Source organism: Euzebyella marina (genome assembly GCF_003687485.1).
GTDB lineage: Bacteria > Bacteroidota > Bacteroidia > Flavobacteriales > Flavobacteriaceae > Euzebyella > Euzebyella marina.
In genome coordinates this window covers 1,206,204-1,227,500 of record NZ_CP032050.1, presented here as the reverse complement: position 1 = coordinate 1,227,500, position 21,297 = coordinate 1,206,204, and the positions used below count along the sequence as shown (strand labels likewise).

General features: G+C 40.2%; 17 protein-coding genes, 2 tRNA genes and 2 rRNA genes (1 of these 21 cut by a window edge). 11 read left to right on the top strand and 10 right to left on the bottom strand.

Annotated elements, in window-relative coordinates:
* The 5 genes from D1013_RS04945 to D1013_RS04925 form a co-directional block, all read right to left on the bottom strand.
* Positions 1-313 (bottom strand): 23S ribosomal RNA (locus D1013_RS04945); it reaches 2,520 nt to the left of the window's first position.
* Between the two features lie 138 nt (positions 314-451).
* Positions 452-525, bottom strand: a tRNA-Ala gene (locus tag D1013_RS04940).
* A 125-nt stretch (positions 526-650) separates the two neighbouring features.
* Positions 651-724 (bottom strand) — tRNA-Ile (locus D1013_RS04935).
* Positions 725-896: 172 nt separating this feature from the next.
* Positions 897-2,424 (bottom strand): 16S ribosomal RNA (locus tag D1013_RS04930).
* Together the 16S and 23S rRNA genes with 2 tRNA genes alongside form the textbook arrangement of a ribosomal RNA operon.
* A 593-nt stretch (positions 2,425-3,017) precedes the next feature.
* Positions 3,018-5,018 carry a putative porin gene (locus D1013_RS04925; RefSeq protein ID WP_121847822.1) on the bottom strand — a complete coding sequence of 667 codons (2,001 nt, stop codon included), beginning with the start codon at positions 5,016-5,018 and terminating at the stop codon, positions 3,018-3,020.
* Positions 5,019-5,148: 130 nt separating this feature from the next.
* On the opposite strand from D1013_RS04925, the gene D1013_RS04920 reads away from it, so the two are divergent.
* From D1013_RS04920 to D1013_RS04900, 5 genes are all read left to right on the top strand, one after another.
* Entirely contained in the window at positions 5,149-5,748 is a 600-nt protein-coding gene (locus tag D1013_RS04920) for a ribonuclease HII (protein ID WP_121847821.1), read from the top strand.
* Positions 5,749-5,986: 238 nt separating this feature from the next.
* Positions 5,987-7,327 carry an OmpA family protein gene (locus D1013_RS04915; protein WP_121847820.1) on the top strand — a complete coding sequence of 447 codons (1,341 nt, stop codon included), beginning with the start codon at positions 5,987-5,989 and terminating at the stop codon, positions 7,325-7,327.
* A 29-nt stretch (positions 7,328-7,356) separates the two neighbouring features.
* Entirely contained in the window at positions 7,357-8,049 is a 693-nt protein-coding gene (locus tag D1013_RS04910; RefSeq protein ID WP_121847819.1) for a TapB family protein, read from the top strand.
* 29 nt (positions 8,050-8,078) lie between these two features.
* Positions 8,079-8,699, top strand: a complete 621-nt coding sequence (locus D1013_RS04905) for a hypothetical protein (protein WP_121847818.1) — start codon at positions 8,079-8,081, stop codon at positions 8,697-8,699.
* Between the two features lie 153 nt (positions 8,700-8,852).
* Positions 8,853-11,567, top strand: coding sequence for a CHAT domain-containing protein (locus D1013_RS04900; RefSeq protein ID WP_162987816.1), 2,715 nt, complete (start codon positions 8,853-8,855; stop codon positions 11,565-11,567).
* Here the strand turns inward: D1013_RS04900 and D1013_RS04895 are convergent.
* Together D1013_RS04895 and D1013_RS04890 are read right to left on the bottom strand one after the other, a co-directional pair.
* Positions 11,547-12,293: a tetratricopeptide repeat protein gene (locus D1013_RS04895; RefSeq protein ID WP_162987815.1), complete on the bottom strand. Its 747-nt coding sequence runs from the start codon at positions 12,291-12,293 to the stop codon at positions 11,547-11,549. The two genes, D1013_RS04900 and D1013_RS04895, sit on opposite strands and share 21 nt — an antisense overlap.
* Before the next feature lie 2 nt (positions 12,294-12,295).
* Complete coding sequence (locus D1013_RS04890) at positions 12,296-12,865, bottom strand: RNA polymerase sigma factor (protein WP_121847815.1); 570 nt, start codon at positions 12,863-12,865, stop codon at positions 12,296-12,298.
* Between the two features lie 384 nt (positions 12,866-13,249).
* Between D1013_RS04890 and D1013_RS04885 the strand changes: the two genes are divergently transcribed.
* The 3 genes from D1013_RS04885 (at position 13,250) to D1013_RS04875 (ending at position 15,743) form a co-directional block, all read left to right on the top strand.
* Positions 13,250-14,341, top strand: a complete 1,092-nt coding sequence (locus D1013_RS04885) for a YncE family protein (protein ID WP_121847814.1) — start codon at positions 13,250-13,252, stop codon at positions 14,339-14,341.
* Between the two features lie 86 nt (positions 14,342-14,427).
* Positions 14,428-14,958, top strand: a complete 531-nt coding sequence (locus tag D1013_RS04880) for a hypothetical protein (protein WP_121847813.1) — start codon at positions 14,428-14,430, stop codon at positions 14,956-14,958.
* Between the two features lie 137 nt (positions 14,959-15,095).
* Positions 15,096-15,743, top strand: coding sequence for a collagen-like protein (locus D1013_RS04875; RefSeq protein WP_121847812.1), 648 nt, complete (start codon positions 15,096-15,098; stop codon positions 15,741-15,743).
* A 29-nt stretch (positions 15,744-15,772) separates the two neighbouring features.
* Here D1013_RS04875 and lipB read toward each other — a convergent pair whose 3' ends face one another.
* Genes lipB through D1013_RS04860 form a run of 3 tightly spaced genes read right to left on the bottom strand, consistent with a single transcriptional unit; the run spans position 15,773 to position 17,419 of the window.
* Positions 15,773-16,489 (bottom strand): lipoyl(octanoyl) transferase LipB, encoded by a 717-nt coding sequence (gene lipB / locus D1013_RS04870; protein WP_121847811.1) that lies wholly within the window; start codon positions 16,487-16,489, stop codon positions 15,773-15,775.
* Positions 16,490-16,514: 25 nt separating this feature from the next.
* Entirely contained in the window at positions 16,515-17,252 is a 738-nt protein-coding gene (locus tag D1013_RS04865) for a hypothetical protein (protein ID WP_121847810.1), read from the bottom strand.
* A gap of 11 nt (positions 17,253-17,263) precedes the next feature.
* Complete coding sequence (locus tag D1013_RS04860; RefSeq protein ID WP_121847809.1) at positions 17,264-17,419, bottom strand: YqaE/Pmp3 family membrane protein; 156 nt, start codon at positions 17,417-17,419, stop codon at positions 17,264-17,266.
* Positions 17,420-17,558: 139 nt separating this feature from the next.
* Between D1013_RS04860 and D1013_RS04855 the strand changes: the two genes are divergently transcribed.
* The 3 genes from D1013_RS04855 (at position 17,559) to D1013_RS04845 (ending at position 21,278) form a co-directional block, all read left to right on the top strand.
* Positions 17,559-18,299, top strand: coding sequence for an SGNH/GDSL hydrolase family protein (locus D1013_RS04855; protein ID WP_121847808.1), 741 nt, complete (start codon positions 17,559-17,561; stop codon positions 18,297-18,299).
* A 39-nt stretch (positions 18,300-18,338) separates the two neighbouring features.
* Entirely contained in the window at positions 18,339-20,030 is a 1,692-nt protein-coding gene (gene lysS, locus D1013_RS04850; protein WP_121847807.1) for a lysine--tRNA ligase, read from the top strand.
* A gap of 372 nt (positions 20,031-20,402) precedes the next feature.
* Complete coding sequence (locus tag D1013_RS04845) at positions 20,403-21,278, top strand: AraC family transcriptional regulator (protein WP_121847806.1); 876 nt, start codon at positions 20,403-20,405, stop codon at positions 21,276-21,278.
* Positions 21,279-21,297: the final 19 nt, after the last annotated feature.

Sequence of the window (21,297 nt, the reverse complement as noted above, 5' to 3'; positions counted from 1 at the left end):
CATTACCGTTCGAACGTCGCGGTCCTACAACCCCAATGTTGCCGGAACAACATTGGTTTGGACTAATCCGGTTTCGCTCGCCACTACTCCCGGAATCACTATTGTTTTCTCCTCCTCCGGCTACTTAGATGTTTCAGTTCACCGGGTTCGCTTGCTTTCGCATGGCATGTCTTCAACATACCGGGTTGCCCCATTCGGATATCCGCGGATCATATCGTATGTGCCGATCCCCGCGGCTTTTCGCAGCTTATCACGTCCTTCGTCGCCTCTGAGAGCCTAGGCATTCCCCATACGCCCTTATCCAGCTTGTCGCCGTCCTTTTGTTTCGCTATTCTATTGCGTACTCTTTACTTTAAAATTCGTGTGTTTTTCTTCAAAGTACACCCTATAAAGAATGTACCCTGTCCCAATATGTCAATGAACCTTTATGCCGAACAACGTTCGGCAATCGTGGAGAATATCGGAGTCGAACCGATGACCTCCTGCGTGCAAGGCAGGCGCTCTAGCCAGCTGAGCTAATCCCCCATTTCCCTAGTGAAGAGTCATGAGCCGTGAGTTATGAGTCTATAACCCGCAATAACTCGCCCCTAGAATTTCCTTTTCAATAACTTGTTTAATGAACGTACCGTCCGCATAAAATTCGCGGATCGTAGTCCCGGGCAGACTCGAACTGCCGACCTCTACATTATCAGTGTAGCGCTCTAACCAGCTGAGCTACGGGACTGTCCCGCGACCGCAAAACTGCGACCGCTTTATATCGTTGTATACCTTGGAGACATCTTTACTTTTTACCTGAGCATTTATATCGGAACGTTCGAACAACAGTTAGGGGACGGGGCACGGTGGGTTTGCCCTATCGGCGATGGTGCCCTTCCGGCCATGCCGGAAAGCTCTAGAAAGGAGGTGTTCCAGCCGCACCTTCCGGTACGGCTACCTTGTTACGACTTAGCCCTAGTTACCGATCTTGCCCTAGGCCGCTCCTTGCGGTGACGGACTTCAGGCACTCCCGGCTTCCATGGCTTGACGGGCGGTGTGTACAAGGCCCGGGAACGTATTCACCGGATCATGGCTGATATCCGATTACTAGCGATTCCAGCTTCACGGGGTCGGGTTGCAGACCCCGATCCGAACTGTGACCGGTTTTGTGGATCCGCTCCTGCTCGCGCAGTGGCTTCCCGCTGTACCGGCCATTGTAGCACGTGTGTAGCCCAGGACGTAAGGGCCGTGATGATTTGACGTCGTCCCCACCTTCCTCGCGGTTTGCACCGGCAGTCCCGTTAGAGTCCCCATCTTGACATGCTGGCAACTAACGGTAGGGGTTGCGCTCGTTATAGGACTTAACCTGACACCTCACGGCACGAGCTGACGACAACCATGCAGCACCTTGTAGGTGGTCCGAAGAAAGGGGCGTCTCTGCCCCATGCAACCTACATTTAAGCCCTGGTAAGGTTCCTCGCGTATCATCGAATTAAACCACATGCTCCACCGCTTGTGCGGGCCCCCGTCAATTCCTTTGAGTTTCATTCTTGCGAACGTACTCCCCAGGTGGGATACTTATCACTTTCGCTTGGCCGCCCAGGCCTCAAGGGCCCGGACAGCTAGTATCCATCGTTTACGGCGTGGACTACCGGGGTATCTAATCCCGTTCGCTCCCCACGCTTTCGTCCATCAGCGTCAGTACATACTTAGTAAGCTGCCTTCGCGATCGGTGTTCTATGTAATATCTATGCATTTCACCGCTACACTACATATTCCGCCTACTCCAGTATGACTCAAGACCGCCAGTATCAAGGGCAGTTCTACGGTTGAGCCGCAGACTTTCACCCCTGACTTAACGGCCCGCCTACGGACCCTTTAAACCCAATGATTCCGGATAACGCTCGGACCCTCCGTATTACCGCGGCTGCTGGCACGGAGTTAGCCGGTCCTTATTCTTACGGTACCGTCAGTACCCTACACGTAGGGTGGTTTCTTCCCGTATAAAAGCGGTTTACGACCCATAGGGCCTTCTTCCCGCACGCGGCATGGCTGGATCAGGCTCCCGCCCATTGTCCAATATTCCTCACTGCTGCCTCCCGTAGGAGTCTGGTCCGTGTCTCAGTACCAGTGTGGGGGATCCCCCTCTCAGGGCCCCTACCCATCGTCGCCATGGTGGGCCGTTACCCCGCCATCTAGCTAATGGGACGCATACCCATCCCCTACCGTAACCTTTAACCGTAAATGCCATGCGGCAATACGGTACCATGCGGTCTTAATCCAAATTTCTCTGGGCTATCCCGCAGTAGGGGGCAGATTGTATACGCGTTGCGCACCCGTGCGCCGGTCGCCGGCGGAAAAGCAAGCTTTTCCCCGCTGCCCCTCGACTTGCATGTGTTAGGCCTGCCGCTAGCGTTCATCCTGAGCCAGGATCAAACTCTTCATCGTTGATTCGTAAATATATTCGCGCCAACGCCGATAAGTCCTCCCGGCCCCGTCTCTCTATCTGTGTTATCTTTTATTCCAAAAATACTCTTGGTTAGCTCGCCTGCTGCCGGTCTTAAATTCCGACCTTCGCGGCTCGCTATGTCTCCTCAGTATGTCAATGAACTTCTCTATGCTTTCGCCTCTCCCGACATCGGCCCCTCGGCGTCTGTCTCTCAAAGCGGGTGCAAATTTACAACTGTTTTTTTATCCTGCAACCTTTTTCCGAAATTTTTTTTTCGAAACCTCTCCCGCATCAAAAACCCAGTATGTAAAGGAACCCTCGCCCCAACGAGACCATCTCGTTTCGGGGCTGCAAATGTAACACTGTTTTTTAAATCCACAACAGTTTTTCTGAAAAAAAATTTTTCGAAAAATATCGCTTAAAAAACAGTCTATCAAAGAACTTTCGCTATTCCCTAAAACAACTCGTTTGTTGTTTTTCGGGCTGCAAATGTACGGCCGATTTTTAATTCTGCAAGCTTTTTTTCAAAGGTTTTTTTCAACTAAAACAAAGGTTGCTGATTAACAGTATTTTGCCATCAAAAAAAATTAGATTATGAAAAGAAATTCCAAACTAAGCCGAAACGAATGACAAAATCTCGGTACGGATAATTCGGAGCCGAGTAAAACTGGCTAGGATTTCCAAACGAAGAATTAAAATGCTCGGCCTTTAAATAGATACGCGTTTGCTGCACTTTGGCATTTATAAAGAAGTCTAACATAGGGTACCCGCCGAATTCTTCATCATTCTGAATATAGAATTCACCTAACAATGGGTTATAGGCATCCATATAATACTTCGTAAAGTACTTAAGAGTAACCCCCGTCTGCAGGTACATGGCCTTCTTAAAGACATCAGAGGAAAAATAAAGGGTATTACGGGTTACTACTTGAGGAACATTCAGTACCTGATTCGCTTGCGATACATTTTGGTACATGACCGTGTTGTTCAAGGCAAACTTACCTAGCCTAAATTCTTTCATGTACTTGATCTTGGTATGATTGAGCACATTGTTTTCTTGAACCGGCCTGACTATGGATGTTTCTTGGGTTGAGGCGGCCGTCGCTTCTTGGTCTATACCGAAATAGGTATAATTATCCATCGTTGTGTAATTCAACGTCAAGGAGCCCCAAATATCAGACCCCAAACCAAAATTGAAAGAATAAAGCTTCTCTTTTTCGAAAATATCTAGATTCAACCAATTGTAATTACTGAAATCGCTTTGGTATAATAGGTAATTGAAATCTGGCATTTGGGCAGACATTCGCCCGCCGATCGTTATTCTATACTTATCTTTATAAACATACTTGGCATTAGCTTGTAAATAACTTCCGCCCAGTTCGCCGGCCAAGTTATATTTTCCTGAAGCCCTAAAATCAAAACCCTTGATACGCTTTTCGTATTTGGCACCCAATGCAATCTCATCGCCTTTCAAACGGCTAGGTATGATGCTTCCATCTTCTTCGATTAGAATACTGTTGAAAAAGTAATTGTAATTATAAAGGGATATGTTACCCTGCAATCTACCCAAGGTGGCATTATAAAACTCGGCATTGACCTGGTTATACATCGTCTTAAGATTGGCCCTATCGCCAATAGGGGTAACTAAATCTTCACCGAAGTATGGACTTGCCGCTGTCTTATTAAAGCTGTAATATTTGGTTTCGTAATTAAACTCATGGCCGATACCCAGTGAAGTTTTTTCTGCCCTACTTGAATCGGCATCTTTCTTAACCAGTTTATAGAGGTGATCCAAATAATACCGTTTACCCAAAATTCTATTGACAGCATCATTGAACCGCACATCGATTTTCACCCTATTTGAAAAATCGGGATCTTTACTTTCAAACTGTTCTTCTGCATTTATCAGCCCCCCATTGGCCTGTATGTCTATATTCTGAGCGGCTATGTGCGCCCGAAGACTGTATCTACCGTTCTCGGTAACATAGTTGGTCGTAGTTCTAAAATTACCTGATTCAGCCTGATTATATTGATATTTACCTAATGACCGAAAACCTTTGTAGGCCACTGAAAAATTGAGCCTTCTTGAAGTGTTGAACGTTAAGTTGGCATCTAGCAATTGACCTTGCTCAAACGTAGTCTTAAAAAATAAATCGGACATTGGGGTCGCGACATTATAGTAATCAATGTCTTCAACTTCCATATAATTGTAATGAAGACCTTTTGCCCCGATATCAGGATAAAAGTGTTTGCGCCCGAGATCAACCCCCAATTTATTATAGGGTTGGCCAACATTGGCAAATGGCATCAGTTCAAAATCATCACGTCTTAGGTAGTTATACTTATATTCTTTTTGAATGGTCAAAGTAGTATCTAAAAACGTAGTGTCTCTTTGATAGGTGACAATCTTATAGTTCTCTATGGTGATTTGTTTGGCGGTCGAATCTAAAGCCGCTGCTTTTTGCCCGATATCTCTTCTCGGGCGGGCGGTTCTGGTAGAATCATTTTCATTTGGTGGGGAAAGAGGCCTATTTTGTGCATTACCTATAACACAATAGCCAAAAATTAAAAGAATAATCAGAATTTGCCTCATCTATTCGAATTACGGCCGTAAAGTTAATTTTTTTAGTTCGTAATTAAATGTGAAAGTTTATTTGCCCTTTTTCAAACTTTAAATAACAGATAGTTTTTGCTAAGTTGCCCACATATTAAGTTTATGGTTTATGTTGAAAGCGTATCATTTATCGGAAGAGAAAGAAGTGGGTACCGACGAAGCCGGCAGAGGTTGCTTGGCCGGTCCGGTTACGGCGGCGGCCATAATTCTTCCCAAAGACTTTACCAATGATATTCTAAATGACTCTAAATTACTTTCTCACCACAAACGAACTTCGCTTAGACCCATTTTAGAAAATGGTTGTGCGTGTTTTGGTGTGGCGCATATATTTCCTGAAGAAATAGATAAAATAAACATATTAAATGCATCAATATTGGCCATGCATCACGCCATAGACCAGCTTTCTATAATTCCCAATCACATTATTGTAGACGGAAACAGGTTTAAAGCTTACAAAAACATACCTTTTGAATGTATCGTAAAGGGAGATGGCAAGTATATGAGCATAGCTGCCGCCTCGGTTTTGGCAAAGACTTCTAGAGATGCCTATATGGATGCTATTCATGAAGAATTTCCGATGTACAATTGGAAGAAGAATAAAGGCTACCCGACCAAAGAGCATAGGGCGGCCATTAAAGAATTCGGTATTACCAAATACCACAGAAAAAGTTTTCGGTTACTACCAGAGCAGTTAGAATTGAGGTTTTAATGGTTTTTCTTACAGCGTCAAAACGGTGATAATGAACCAATCACACATAATTTCATACCACTTATACATTTTTTAAATGCCAGTAGCACAAGATTTTATTGCAACGTTCTAAGAAAATTTAGTTTTGATGTTAACCTTCAGGGTTTATTGTTCATTAACGTAGTGAGAGCAAATAAATGGCGAAGAGCTTATTTATCAATCCTCCGTATAATTCGCACAACACTAAAATCATGCAACAATGAAACGTTCAAAACATTACCTACCCCCCATCTTGTTCATCGGTCTATTTCTACTATCAGTACCCGATGCCAACGGCCAACTTCTCAAAAAATTAGGAAAAGCCGCCGAAAGAGCTGCAGAGAGAACAGTTGAAAGAAGAGTTGAAAAAGAAACTTCAGAGAAAACAGACCAGGCACTTGACAGTATTTTCGAACCTGGCAGTTCAAGAAAAGAAAAACAAGTTTCGAAACGACCGGAGTCAACCGGTGACGATCCTACAATTAAAAATGACCCTTCATCTGGCCAGAAAAGTACTTCGCCCAATAGTTCTGACCCCTCAGATACATCTATAAACGTATACAGTAAGTTTGATTTTGTACCGGGGGACGAAACCTTATTTCTAGATGATTTTTCAAGAGATTTTGTGGGCGACTTTCCATCTAAATGGAATACGAACGGAAGTGCCGAATTAGTAACCATCGACGGTTTTGATGAAAAGTGGATGAAAATAATGCCCGGTAGCAATAGCTACTTCATTCCGAACCTTACCGATTTACCGGAAGAATTTACCTTGGAATTCGACGTCATCACCCAAGGCTTAGACAATAAAACGTCTTCACAGGCTTACCTCACTATTCTCGCCAGTGACAACAACTCTTTCGAAAAAGGGGCCAACTGGGCATCTGTCTCCTATTCTTTCTGCCAATATATCGACCAAGGGGTTCTTGTTGAAAACCATATCAATGGCAAAAGGGTCATTAGAAACGAGGTGCAGGCCGACCTGCGAAAAACGGTAGTGAACCAACACCATATCTCGATTGCTGTTAACAAACAAAGGTTTCGCTTTTGGATCGACGAACAAAAATATATCGATGTACCCAGACTACTGCCCGAAACCCCTGGCATGACAGCATTAAAATTCAATCTTAGAGGTACCGATTCAAACAAAGAGGCAATCTACATGAGTAATTTTAAAATAGCGAAAGGTGGTGTAGACCTAAGAAGAAAATTGCTGGCGGATGGTAAAATATCGACTAACGGAATTCTTTTCGATAGTGGATCGGCCAATATACAACCCAGGTCAATGGGCGTTATCAGGCAAATATACCAGGTGCTTGAACAGGATAGTTCTCTAAAACTAAAAATAGTCGGGCATACCGATAGCGATGGTGATGCTAACAATAATAAGAACCTGTCGGAAAAAAGGGCTGCTGCCGTTAAAAATGCACTGACCTCTGTTTATAACGTTTCTGCTGACCGATTGACTACAGAAGGTAAGGGGGAAGATGAACCTTTAGAAGATAACGGAACCCCAGAAGGAAAGGCCCAGAACAGAAGGGTCGAATTTATTAGAATTTAAAAGGAACTTTACTAAAGAATAAAAACATCATGAACAACAAAATAATCGCACTTTTCGTACTTGTACTCATTACTAACCTCGCATGGTCACAGAGCAATTGCAGCAAGTACTACCCTATGAATGAGGGAACCTCTTTTCAATATACCATTTATGACAAAAAGGGAAAAGAGGACGGCAACACCGATTATAAAATAGTAGATATTACCAATGATGGTGGAACGACACATGCCACGATGCAAATGCGGCTTACCGACAAAAAAGGAAAAGTAGTTTTTGAATCTGACTATAAATTCACCTGTACCGGTAATGGCGTTAAAATCGATTACAACTCTATTATGCCCCAAAAGATGCTCGAGCAATTTGGTGATATGGAATATGAAATTACGGGAACGGATATAGAAGTTCCGAATAATTTAGAAGTAGGTCAAGAGTTGAACGATGCCAATGTTGATATGGCCATTAGCATGGCCGGCATGAATATGGAAGTAAGCGTACAAATGATCAATAGAAAGGTAGAGAAAAAAGAGAGTGTAAGCACCCCAGCAGGAAACTACGACTGCTATGTCATCTATACCGATACCGAATCAAAAACCATGGGTGCTAGCCAAACCTTTCCTAGCCGTCTATGGTTAGCCGAAGGTGTAGGCATGATCAAGCAAGAGACCTATAAGAAAAATGGAGATTTGATGAGTAGCATGCAATTGACCCAATACAACAAGTAAATAATTTACCAACATTAAAATTTAATAATATGAAAACGAAAATCACATTGGCGTTAGTGATAGCCATTGCCATGACATCTTGTTCGAAACTATGGTACTGGAACGATGACGATAAAAAAGATGAAATTAAACTTACAGAATCGAATTATGTATTCGAAGGTGATTTATACAAATATGCACTTGAAATCAGAATTGATTCATTGGAAGACCGTGCAGCATATCTAAAAGAAATCATAGGCAACAATCAGGGAACCCCTGATATTGAAAAAGATTTTGAAGAAACAACTGCTAATCTAGCAAATACAGCCGAAATTGCTGAAAGCATTGTAGTGTTTGAAGACCTAGCAGATAGGCTAGGCAGAAGAAACCCTATAGGCCCAAGACCTCCTAGACCAGGTGTTATTCCTATTAATCTTGAGTATATAATTGTGTACAATTTAGAAGATGTCAATCTTCAAATAAATGATGAAAACGGGGCAGAATTGGCCCAATCAGAAGGTATTCTTTATGAGATAGTTGGCACAAACAATATGTTAATGTATAAAAAAGTAAATATTACCAATGCGATTTCAGAAGGAGCTGTAATTAAGATTAAAAGATTAAACAAACTTAATCAAGCGGACAGCTATTCTATACAGGCCTTAAAATAGGCTTATAAAACATGCTCAGCATATTTTAGTAAATTGGCCTTTGAGATTTAATCCACTCTCAAAGGCCTTTTTATGGTAAGAACTTTTGTTTTATTAAGTAGCCTCCTTTTACCAATATTCCTGATTGGTCAAAATGATAGCTATGAGAACCGCATGGATTATTTATTCAACAAAGGTTATGAGCATTTATATTCCAACAAAGATTCTGCGCTTTTTTACTTTGAAAAGATTCACACCCTCGCTGTTTCAGAAGAAGATTGGTCATCTGTTGCCGATGCCTTAACCGGGAAAAACTGGTTGGCAGAATACGAAAACGACTTACGGGCACTTAACAAAAACCTCGCTGTAATAGACTCTTTATTTACTACTCAAACGAGCTATTTTGAAAGTTTGCCAGAATATATCCTTTATAAAAATGATTTATTCTATCACAAAGGCCAGTATTATTTTCTAATCAATGATTTTGAAAAAGCCCGCATCGAATTCAATAAGATTCTGGAAATCAACATTGAGCCTGATAATTCTGAATATTCTGGCGAAAAGTTAAAATTCATCTCAACAGCCTATAGTTATCTGGCAAAAATGTATGCCGACGAGGGAAAGCTTAACCTAGCTACCAACTATTATGAACGTAACATCCGGTTTTTGAAGCATAATCTTTCCGATGACAAAATCTCCCTTTATGAAAACTATGACTTACTGGCCGAAGTACTTAAAAGAAAAAAGCTATACAAAGAAGCTAACGCTTACCTCTTAAAAGACTTGGACTACGTTCTTCAACATCAGGAAGAATTTGCAATCCCGAAAATTCTGAACATTGTTCAAAACCATACGCAATTGGCACAAATAGATAGTGCGGAAATCTATTTGAACATGGCTAAAAACCTTTTAAAGCAAAACTCTCCTTCTCTCTCGAGTTATTATCAAGTAAGTGCAGAGACACATCAACACAAAAACGAATACGAGAAAGCCTTAAACGATTATGAAAAGGCCCTTCAATATTCAGAAGAGAAATGGGAACGAGACAAAAATTGGGAAACTGCTCATATTTTAAATAAGATAGGGCTATTGCACAGTCGTTTTAAGCAAAGCAGAAAAGCAATTGAGGCCTACGATCTAGCTCTTGAAGAAATTTTGGACCGACCCACGGAAATCAACAAGCATAAAATCATACAAATCTTAAATAACAAATCATCAGCTCTGAATAAAATGGGCAACCAAAGTGCCGCGACCCTGAAAAGTGTTGAAATGGGTATGGCTTTGCTAGATAGCCTAAAGCCCACTTTTAAAACCAATTCAGACAAGTTGTTATTGATTGAAGAAGTATTTCCGTTATTTGAATCTGGCCTAAAAGCCACTTTTTCATTGTTTAATGAAACAAAAAATGACATTTATATAGAACGGGCTTTCCAGTATTTTGAGAAAAGTAAATCCGTGTTATTAATGGAGACACTATTGGCGTCTAAAGCCACTGAGTTTGCCCAAATACCTCCCGAATTACTCAATGACGAAAAACAGCTGAAGGCAGAAATTACACAAGTAGAAAAACAATTGAACCTAGGCCAAGAAAATTCTACACTTCAGAATCGATTATTCACCCTGAAAAACAATCACAGGAACCTGATATCAAAGATTGAAAAAGATTATCCAAAATATTACGACTTAAAATATAATTCTGAAGTAATTGAATTACCGGAAGTACAGCAATTATTAGCTACAAAAGAAGCCCTTATTAGCTATTTTTATGGAGATGAATCTATCTACGCATTGTTCTTTACGAGGGATACGAAATTTTTTGGTCGTATACCGATTACCGAAGATTTATTTGAAGAGATTCTTGAATTTAAAAATCTTATAGCCAATTCTAAGTCAGAACTGAATAAAGTTCAACAGCTGGCAAAATCACTTCACCGACAAATTTTAAAACCAATCCTTTCTAAGAATGAAGAATTGGAAAAACTAATTATCATACCCGATGGGCCTCTAAACTACATACCTTTTGGGGCACTGATCGATGAATCTTCAAACTCCTATTTAATAGAAGATGTTTCTATTAGTTATATCAACTCCGCAACTTTACTTCATCAGCTCAGTGACGATTCTATAGAAAACTCAAAGCTTTTGGCCTTTGCCCCTACTTTTGATGGTAATTCGAAGGTAGATGTAGAGCGCTCAGAATTACTTCCCCTACCACATAATAAAACAGAGGTCAACAAAATTCTTCAATCTTTTGAAGGAAAAAGGTTTGTTGATCAAGAGGCCACCCTTCAACATTTCAAAGAAGAATTGAATGACTACGGGCTCTTACATCTTGCTACACACGCCGTTTTTGATGATGCTTTTCCTGAATATTCCTATTTGGCCTTTACCCAGTCTGGTGACGAAATAAACAACAATCTTCTTTTTACAGCAGATTTATACAACCTGAGAACCAAAGCTAACCTGATTACATTGAGCGCTTGTGAAACCAATATCGGACCTCTGAAAAAGGGCGAAGGATTTCTCGGCCTCTCACGCGCCTTTTTCTATGGAGGTGCCCAAAGTATTAGTAGCACACTCTGGAAGATAAACGATGCGGCATCATCTGACATTATGAACCAATTCTACAAAGAACTATCACTGGGAAAAAGTAAAGACGAAGCCCTTAGACAAGCCAAACTACATTTTTTGCAAAATAATGCAGACAATGCAAGGGCGCACCCATATTATTGGGCCGGATACATTATTACTGGCAATACGACACCCTTAAAAACATCCGTTATCGAACCATGGGTCTGGTATGCTGGCATTGGCCTTTTATTGCTGTTACTTATCGTATACTTATACTTTAAACGTTTTAAAGCAACCTCAATTCAAGGCATCAATTAGTTCTTGTGCCCTCTCTTTTTTATAATCGTACATATCGACAAGAATTTCTAACCATTGTAGGGCTTTTTGTTTATCCTTAGTTTTCAAGGCAACCATGGCAAGATACCAATATGCTTCAGCTTTAAGTTGCGTTTCGCTTTCGGCGGCCTTTTGAAGAAACTCTTGGGCCTTGTCATACTGTTTTAAATTCAAATAAGACATACCCATATAAAAATCGATATAGTCGTTTCTATCGGCCAAAGGTATTTTTTCAAAATTCGTTATGGCCTCTGCATAATTATCTAACTCGTATTGTGAGAAGGCATTTCTTTCTATACTCTCAACCGATTCTCCCCTGGATATTTCAAAGACCGTATTAGGGTAATTCTGAAAATTATCTTCATAAAGTTGGTTGTAATTCGGTCCGGAAAAATTGTTGTAACCTAGATAACCCAGCCCTATTAAAAGAGCAATAGAGGCGGCTACCATCCATTTTCTATAGACCGAAAACCGGCTTTCAGGTTCTAGCTGCACTACTTTCTCATCTTTGATCTCACTTTCAAAAAGCTGTAATTTCTCTTTTAGCTCCGTTGACTTCTCCTCCTGAATCACCTTTTGTAAATTCTTTTCAAAATCGTACTGCTCTTTGAATTCCCGGTCATTTTTCAAAAGCTCGTCAAAAGCTTCCTGCTCTTCTGACGTCAATTGATTTGAAAAATATTGATAAAGCAAAGTTTCTTTATCCATGGCTAGTAGGTATTTGATTTGATTTTTTCCTTCAATGTTTTCATACATCGCGATTTGGCAGCCTTCACTACATTTTCACTATTGTAGTTTTCAGCTTCCATTATTTCTTGGATGGTTAAGCCACGATAATAGAATAGGGTCAGTAATTGCTGGCATTTTTCGCCCAAACTTTTAAAATGTTGCTGTAAAAGTCGCTGTTCATGGCTTAGGTCGGGAGCTTCCAATTCAAAGGAACTTATCTGCTCATCAGTATCACCAACTCTGCTCAGGTCGAACTTTTCTGAAACCGATTTCTTATTTTTTCTCATTCGATCAAAGATTAAATGTTTTCCGATAGAAATCAGATAAGTAGAAATACTACTACTCAAATGCTCCAATTTACCGGACATCACATTATTATAGAAGATGATGTAAGCATCTTGATAAAAATCTATTATATCATCTTCAGGCAACTGATAGCGTCGGGCAAAGTTTACAAACTTGAATTTGTTGTCTTCGTAGATTTTCTTAAGGTCTTTATCCGCACCTTTTCGTAATTGTTCTAAAGAAATCTCTACCAGTTCATTTTCCATTTAATGTATATCTAATGAGAAGGTTAACAGGCTATTTAGCTAAAATAGCATTTTTTGGGTGGCATTGTATACTTGTTTAAGCCTAATGGCGGCAACCACGGGGCTTTATAGTAAACTAACTACAATCTAATCTCTCAATTTTTTTATCAAAATGTTAACCTCCTGTACTATTCCACATAAATGAGGGAACCCTAAAAATTGAAAATGATGGAAACATATGAACGGTTGGAGATTATTAAGTGGTTGCTGATTGTTGCTTTAGTTGTAGTTCTTACTTTGTCTCATGAAATTCTTCTTTAAATCTTAGGGTTTCTATAAAAAACCATCTAGGTGTTAACCTTTTTATTTTTCTACCATTAAGTGCTGTAACAATAAAATAGCATTATGAAAAATTCAGTTTTTTTTATCGCGATTATCCTTTTTGCTTCTACGATGTTTACAAATTGTAAAAAGGATGATGATTCACCACAACCGGCAATTGAAAATACGCCTCCGCAAGAAACGCCTGAAGAGACCCCTGAAGAAGAACTTCTCAAAATTGATGGCACTTGGGCCGTTAGTTCAGCAGACTTTTACGAATACCAAAACAGCAGCTACTTCATCATCAACCCAGACAATACATTAACTATACTTGACGAAGACGAAATGGGCTTTCGGGATCTAAACAATGCCAATTACACCCATGATGAAGAAAACAGTCAAATTACGATCAATTTTGGTTTTGGCTCTTCCTTGGCCAATTACACTTTGACTGAGGATGAATTAGTATTAAGTTTTCCTGACGGTACGGTAACCTTAAACAAAAATGAAACGATTGCTGATAACCAATGGTTAGAAGAACTCACCATTTTGGTGGAAGGCGATGCCCCATGGACAGATAGTGTTGATATTGCCTGGAACGGTAGCCAAATTTTGGTCGGCAATGGATATGAAGCTGATAATATTGGTGTAGTAAACCCTGAAACCTTTGCTTTGGATGGCACGATTACCACCACAAGAAGTGCCTTTGCCGTAGAGATCGAGAAATTTGATGACCCCAGTAAATATCTTTTTCAAAGTAGTAACGGCTCAGCCAAATTCTATATCTACCAAGAATCCGACAACACCTACCTAGAGGAGTCTTTAGACATGGGGGCTTGGATTTATGGCTTAGCTTCTATTGATGAAAGGAGAATATGGGCCGCTAGCGGAAATGAAAGATCTCTTTACCTCTATAACTACAATACCCATACCATTGAACAGACCATTGAACTAGATACAAGACCTAACGGACTTGACTATCAAGACGGTCATCTTTATGTATGCGCCAATAACAAACTGTTCAAATGTGATGTTAGCGATGGGTTACAGGTGGTCAATTCATATAGCATACCAAATGTTCAGATATATGGTGTAGCCTACGACGGTTCTAATTTTTGGGTCTATGGCGAACAAAATAATGAGGGGAAACTCATAAAAATTGACCTAACCATTTAGAAAAGAAAGCCCTTTTCTTAAAAGGGTATTAAGAGTCTACTTTCATTGAAATATAATACCTAGTATTAATTTAATCAGAAGAACTAATGAAAACAATTCAAATTCTTTTGGCTTTGTCGTTAATGATGATAGCCCAGGCCTGTGAAACAGAAATACCTGAAACCGATGTTGACCCGCCCACGTTTTCCATTAAAATAACTGGAGACGGATTTAATGAAACTTTTGACCAAGACACCGATTTTGATAGCTTTGAATTGAACTTACGAGAAGGTTCGGAATATACCTTTCTTATTTCTGGTGGTGACACCGGAGGGCTTAAAAGATTTGAGGTGTATTTTGCCCCAGATCATATTCAAATGAACCCCAATCTGAGTGGAAATTGGGTACACACTAGCCTAAGTACACTTACCGATATGCTTTACTGGACCGGTAATGCGTCATCACCATTAACAGGCACCCTGCTAAACGGAACCTTTGTTGCAGAGGGAGATTCCGTATCCTCCCCCATAACTTTTTATTTAACCGATTATGGAGGTAGTGAAGGTAGCTCCAATGTAACAAGTGCTTCTTTAAATGTTTACTCTGGTGACCATGCCACCGAGATTAAATACTTCTAACAGTTACATTCTTTAAATAAATTAGAATTACACGCACTTGAAGAGTTTTTTAACCTCAGTAACTACTGAGGTTTTTTATGACTTAATGTTAACCTTCTATCTCCCCTAACATTAAAGAGAAACTTAAAATTTCTATTATGAAAACCATTCTTAAAAATTCAATCTTTCTACTTCTAAGTATCATTTTAGTAAATACCTCTTGCTCTAAAGACGGAGATGTGGGCCCCATTGGGCCAGAAGGACCTCAAGGTGAACAGGGTATTGAAGGCGAACAAGGTATCCAAGGAGAGCAGGGTATTCAAGGGGAACAGGGGCCTCAGGGGGAGCAAGGAACAGCGGGTGAAAATGGGGAAGATGGGCAAGACGGTAACGCTAACGTAATTTATTCCAATTGGATGGAAGCAAACTGGAATATTACCGATGAACCAAGGCGAAAGATGATGCAAATCGATGTCAATGAGATTGATCTTTACGATTTAAGGAACAACACCTTGGTGTATGTTTATTTTAGACAATTTGGAACAAGTTCTATATATGCAATGAATTGCTCGGGTCGATGGACGAACGTGGAATATGAGTTTACCTTTGGTGACAATTCGGCATGCTGTCAAGGTATTTTGATAAGACTAACTACTACGGACGGGACTGATTTAACCGAATATCAGTACTCAGGATCCCGCGGCAACAGATTTCGATATGTACTAGTACCGGCAAATGCATCGACCGCTAAATTGAATTTTTCGAATTATGAAGCCGTAAAAGCTTTTTATAACCTTCCCGATTGAGACTTCGGCTTTAAGAGACACCTGTGGCTTTATGCAATGGGTGCCTCTGTTATTAACTTAGCCTCAAAAAGATGGGTAAAATGTTTCAAAAGCTTTTTTTTCACTTCACTCGTGTCTATCTCTTTTTTGCCCATCTCCACATTTAATGAAGTAACCGCCTTATCCTTGATACCGCAGGGAATCATTAAATCAAAATACCCTAAATCAGCATTTACGTTCAAAGCAAAACCGTGCATGGTCACCCATCGGCTTGCACGTACGCCCATCGCACAAATTTTCCGGGCAAAAGGGGTGCCTACATCTAACCAAACCCCGGTTTCGCCTTCTGACCGTTGGGCTTTGAGTCCGTATTCGGCCAAGGTGAGAATCACCATTTCTTCCAGCAAACGGAGGTATTTATGAATATCGGTAAAAAAATTATCGAGGTCTAAAATGGGATAGCCCACAATTTGGCCAGGGCCGTGATAAGTGATATCTCCTCCCCTATTTATTTTGTAGAATTTTGCATTTTTTGAGGCAAGCTCTTCTTCACCGACCAATAGATTAGAGAGATCGCCGCTCTTTCCCAAAGTATATACATGTGGATGCTCGACGAACAGAAAATGGTTGGGCGTGGGTAAATTTTCGCCCTGTCGGCGATTGTTAATTTTTAAGTCTACGGTCTGCTTAAAAAGTCTCTCTTGATAATCCCAAGTTTCTTTATAATCCTTTAGGCCTAAGTCTTCTAAAAATACCATTTTGTTCATCGTACAAAGATACGAAAAGCCCCACCTATTTTTCTAATTCGACCTCGATGACCACCGATTCAGGGGCTTTTGACATTTCTAAAAAATTGACTTCATAAATCAAGGTCTTGCCATCCATAGAAAAAGTAGCGTTATCAAGATTTGTTGATTTTACCCGCTTTGGAAAATGGTACTTAAAAGTATAGGTAGAACTGGCCAAAAACATTTCGGCACTGGCCAAACTATCAATACTTTGTTGAAATAATTCTTGATCTGTAATGTTGATAATTCTACTGAACTTATTGCCCTTAAAACTATAGGTGACTTCAGTACCCTGCCCAGATGGGCCATTACCCATCTGCGAAGTACCGTTATTAGGCCCCATGGCACTAGCATTTTGAAATGCGCTAAAAGCGTCGTTGACCTCGGAAACATCTTTAAAATCGGTAAACATATCAAAATTCATGACGCCCTTTTCAGGATTCATCAGCATATGAATACTAAACGGCTCAAGCCGTTTCAGTTCAGCTTGTTCTTCGGGGGATAACAATGCTATACTATCCTTCTTTTCCCTCAGTAAATCTTTAAAAACCAATGTTGAATCTATCTTCTCTTCCGTAAGGGTTGAATCAGATTCGGGCATCATTTGCATCATTTCACTGCCATCTAGACGAATACTCAGTTTTCCGCTACCATTTTCCTCAAAGTGTATTTCTTCGGTAAAATTGCAGGCAATAAAAAGGGCCGTGACCAATGCCACAGCCATGATTTTAATTATTTTCATGTTATCAATTTCTAGTTCGGGTTGTTCAAAATCACAAGGGCGGCAATCACCCCTGGAACCCAACCACAGAAGGTCAAAAGTAGAACAATTAAAAATGAGCCGCAACCTTTTCCGATGACCGAAAGAGGAGGAAAGATAATGGCCAATAAAACTCTAAAAAAACTCATGTCGATTTTGTTATTGATTGATGAATTCGAAACTAGGTTCCGATATATCTATAAGACGTAATAATCTGCACAATGTTACATTTTTAGCTATTATAGTGCGGCAATAGAACCACTAATTAATTTTTTCGTAATTATAGATATGAGAAATTTAACGACAGCTCCCGCACTTTTACTTTTTATCCTCGTTATAACTCTTGGTTGCAGCAAAAGAAGTCTATCGCCCCAAGCTGACTACGAAACAGAAGAATCGCCTAACAAAGTCAACGACAACTCTCAAAACCTGAATTATTTGGCTTTAGGCGATAGCTACACCATCGGCACCAGTGTAGAACTCGAAGACAATTATCCATCTCAATTAAGCTCCGCCATTGAGAACCAGCTCAGCGCAAAAGTTGATTATAAAATCGTGGCCAAGGCCGGATGGCGTACCGATGAACTTTTAAAAGCCCTCGATAATGAAAAAATTGATAATCATCAGGATCTGGTCACCCTTCTAATCGGTGTTAACAACCAGTACCAAGGGGAGCCATTTTCAAAGTACCGTAGAGAGTTCAAAGAATTATTGAAAAGTGCCATTCAATATGCCGATGGCCATTCTAACAATGTATTCGTTATTTCTATACCTGACTGGGGCTATACCCCATATGGGCAGGGTTGGGACAGCGAAAAGATTACAGAACAAATAAATGAATACAATGCTTTTGCCGAAGAGACAGCCTTAGAAAATGGAGTGAAGTTTATTAACATAACCGATATCACCAGAGAGGGTTTGACCAATGAAAATTTGGTCGCCGATGATGGCTTGCACCCTTCAAAAGAAGCTTATCGATTATTTGTTGACCGTATGCTGCCGATTATTGTTTCTTCATTGAAAAATTAGTGTATTGTAGCTATATTTGCGCCCTCAATTGATATGCATATGCAACTTTCGGAACAAGAACAGATTAGAAGGGACAAATTGTTAAAATTAAGGGAAATGGGTATTGACCCATATCCGGCAGCTTTATACCCCGTAAATGCCACTTCAAAAAGCATAAAGGCCAATTATACAGAGGGGCAAAAAGTGATTATTTCCGGGAGGTTGATGTCGCGCCGAATTCAGGGCAAGGCATCTTTTGCAGAACTTCAAGACAGTACCGGTCGTATTCAGGTATATTTTAACAGGGATGAAATATGTGCCGGAGAAGACAAGACGTTGTACAATGACGTCTACAAGAAATTGTTGGACATTGGTGATATTATAGGTGTAGAAGGGGAACTTTTCACAACCCAAGTCGGGGAAAAAACCGTGATGGTCAAAAAATTCTCTCTCTTGAGTAAATCGCTACGCCCTTTGCCATTGCCCAAGAAAGATGCCGAAGGCCATGTTTTCGATGAATTCAATGACCCAGAGCAACGGTACCGTCAACGATATGTTGATTTGGTGGTGAATCCTAAAGTAAAGGAAACATTTATCAAACGTACCAAAATCACGAACACCATTCGTCAATTTTATAATGAAAAAGGCTATTTAGAGGTTGAGACCCCTATCTTACAGCCCATACCGGGCGGTGCTGCTGCAAGACCTTTTTTAACCCATCACAATGCATTGAATATTCCCCTATACCTAAGAATTGCCAACGAGCTCTATCTGAAGAGATTGATAGTTGGCGGGTTTGATGGTGTTTATGAGTTTTCCAAAGACTTTAGAAATGAAGGAATGGATCGCACCCATAATCCGGAATTTACGGTGATGGAACTCTATGTAGCCTACAAAGATTACCATTGGATGATGGATACCACGGAACAACTTTTGGAAAAGATAGCCGTGGAGGCCAACGGAAGCACGAAGGTTACCGTAGGTAAGAACGAAATTGAATTCAAGGCCCCGTACCCGCGTGTACCGATTCTTGAAGCCATCAAAACGCACACGGGCATTGATGTGTCGGGCATGGGTGAGGAAGAGCTTCGTGAGACTGCCCTGAAACTTGATATCGACGTTGATGAGACCATGGGGGTTGGCAAGCTTATCGATGAAATATTCGGTGAGAAATGTGAGCATCATTACATACAGCCCACCTTTATCACCGACTACCCAAAAGAAATGAGCCCGTTGACTAAAGAGCACAGAGATAACCCTGCCTTGACAGAGCGTTTTGAGCTTATGGCCAACGGTAAAGAATTGGCCAATGCCTATTCTGAGTTGAACGACCCTATCGATCAACGTGAACGTTTTGAGGAGCAATTGAAATTATCAGAAAAAGGTGATGATGAGGCCATGTTCATCGATCAAGACTTCTTACGTGCGTTGGAATACGGCATGCCACCAACCTCAGGCATCGGTATCGGTATCGACCGTTTGGTGATGTTGATGACGAATAATTCCTCTATTCAGGAGGTACTCTTTTTCCCGCAAATGAAACCTGAGAAAAAACAGGTAGAATTGAGCCAAGAGGAAAAGACTATTATCGAAATTTTAAAACCTATAGGTCAAATGGACCTCAACGAGTTGAAGTCAAAAGCAGGATTAAGCGGAAAGAAATGGGATAAGTCGATGAAGGCCTTGTCTAAAAACGGACTGGTAAATGTAACGGTGAATGGCTCCGATAAAACGGTTCTATTGAAGTCATAAAATAATTTAAATGACTCACACTATAAAAAGCCCCTTTTTGGGGCTTTTCTGTTTCTTAAAGGAATTTTTCATTCACGACGTAATCGAATAATTCACCTTACCAGTTTTCTTATATTTACACATAGACCTAATCAAAGTACCCACTATCCATATCATAAAATTAAAAGAAATGTGGGAGCCTTATTTCGAATGGAAGGCCATTGGTTATCAATTTCCAAGAGAGCGATAATCCTAAAACTGAAAGACTAATTTCTAGGAACTGATGGCTCTTTCTTCAAAGTAAATTATATGTTTGTCGATTTCTTTTAAATTTTAACCAACCGAAATTCGATTATTCTAATAAAAATTAGAGCAAAGCGAACTGTAGTAAAAATGGAAAAAAAGACTTCAAATCATGGGTTTTTAGGTCAAAAAATGATTGTGCTGCCTAATTCCATTCAGCAACGACTTCAAAAAAACACCATAACCAAACAATTCTATATTACCGATATCGGCTTTTATCCGAGGGCAGATGGGCATTTCGTTAATAGAAAAAAAGGTTCAAAGGAATATATTTTTATTTACAGCATAGAAGGCCAAGGTTCTGTAAGTTTTGAAAATATGACCATTCAACTACAACCACATACCTATTGTATCGTACCAATTAACACACCCCACTCTTATCAAGCTAGTAAAGTGGACCCTTGGAGTATTTATTGGATGCATTTTAGAGGTGAACTATGCGCAGCTTTGTATCAAAGACATCTTAAGGTCAATAAAACCCCCAACAAGATACCTTTTGAGAATAGCAGAATTGGGCAGTTCTCCCAAATTTTTGAAATGCTCTCTTCCGAGTACACTATAGACCATTTAGAATTTGCGAATCTGCTAGGCCTTCATTTTATATCTTCCTTTGTCTACATTTCCGTAAACGGGTTGAAAACACATAACAAGAAGAACCTTATAGACAGTATAACATCTTATTTAGATAAAAATATTGACCGTACTTTAAAGACGGAAGACATTGCCCAAAAGTTCAATTATTCCGCTTCGTATTTATTAACACTCTTTAAAAAGCACACTGGATATTCTATCATTCAGTTTTTTAATCTAAAAAAGATGCAAAAGGCCTGTGAATATTTAAAATACAGCGACTTAAGTATCAAAGAAATCAGCTATAGACTTGGCTTTCAAGACCCTTTCTACTTTTCACGTATTTTCAAAAAAACCATTGGTCAATCACCTAGTGAATATCGGGAAGAAGTTTAAATCCTGTATTTCCTTTTTC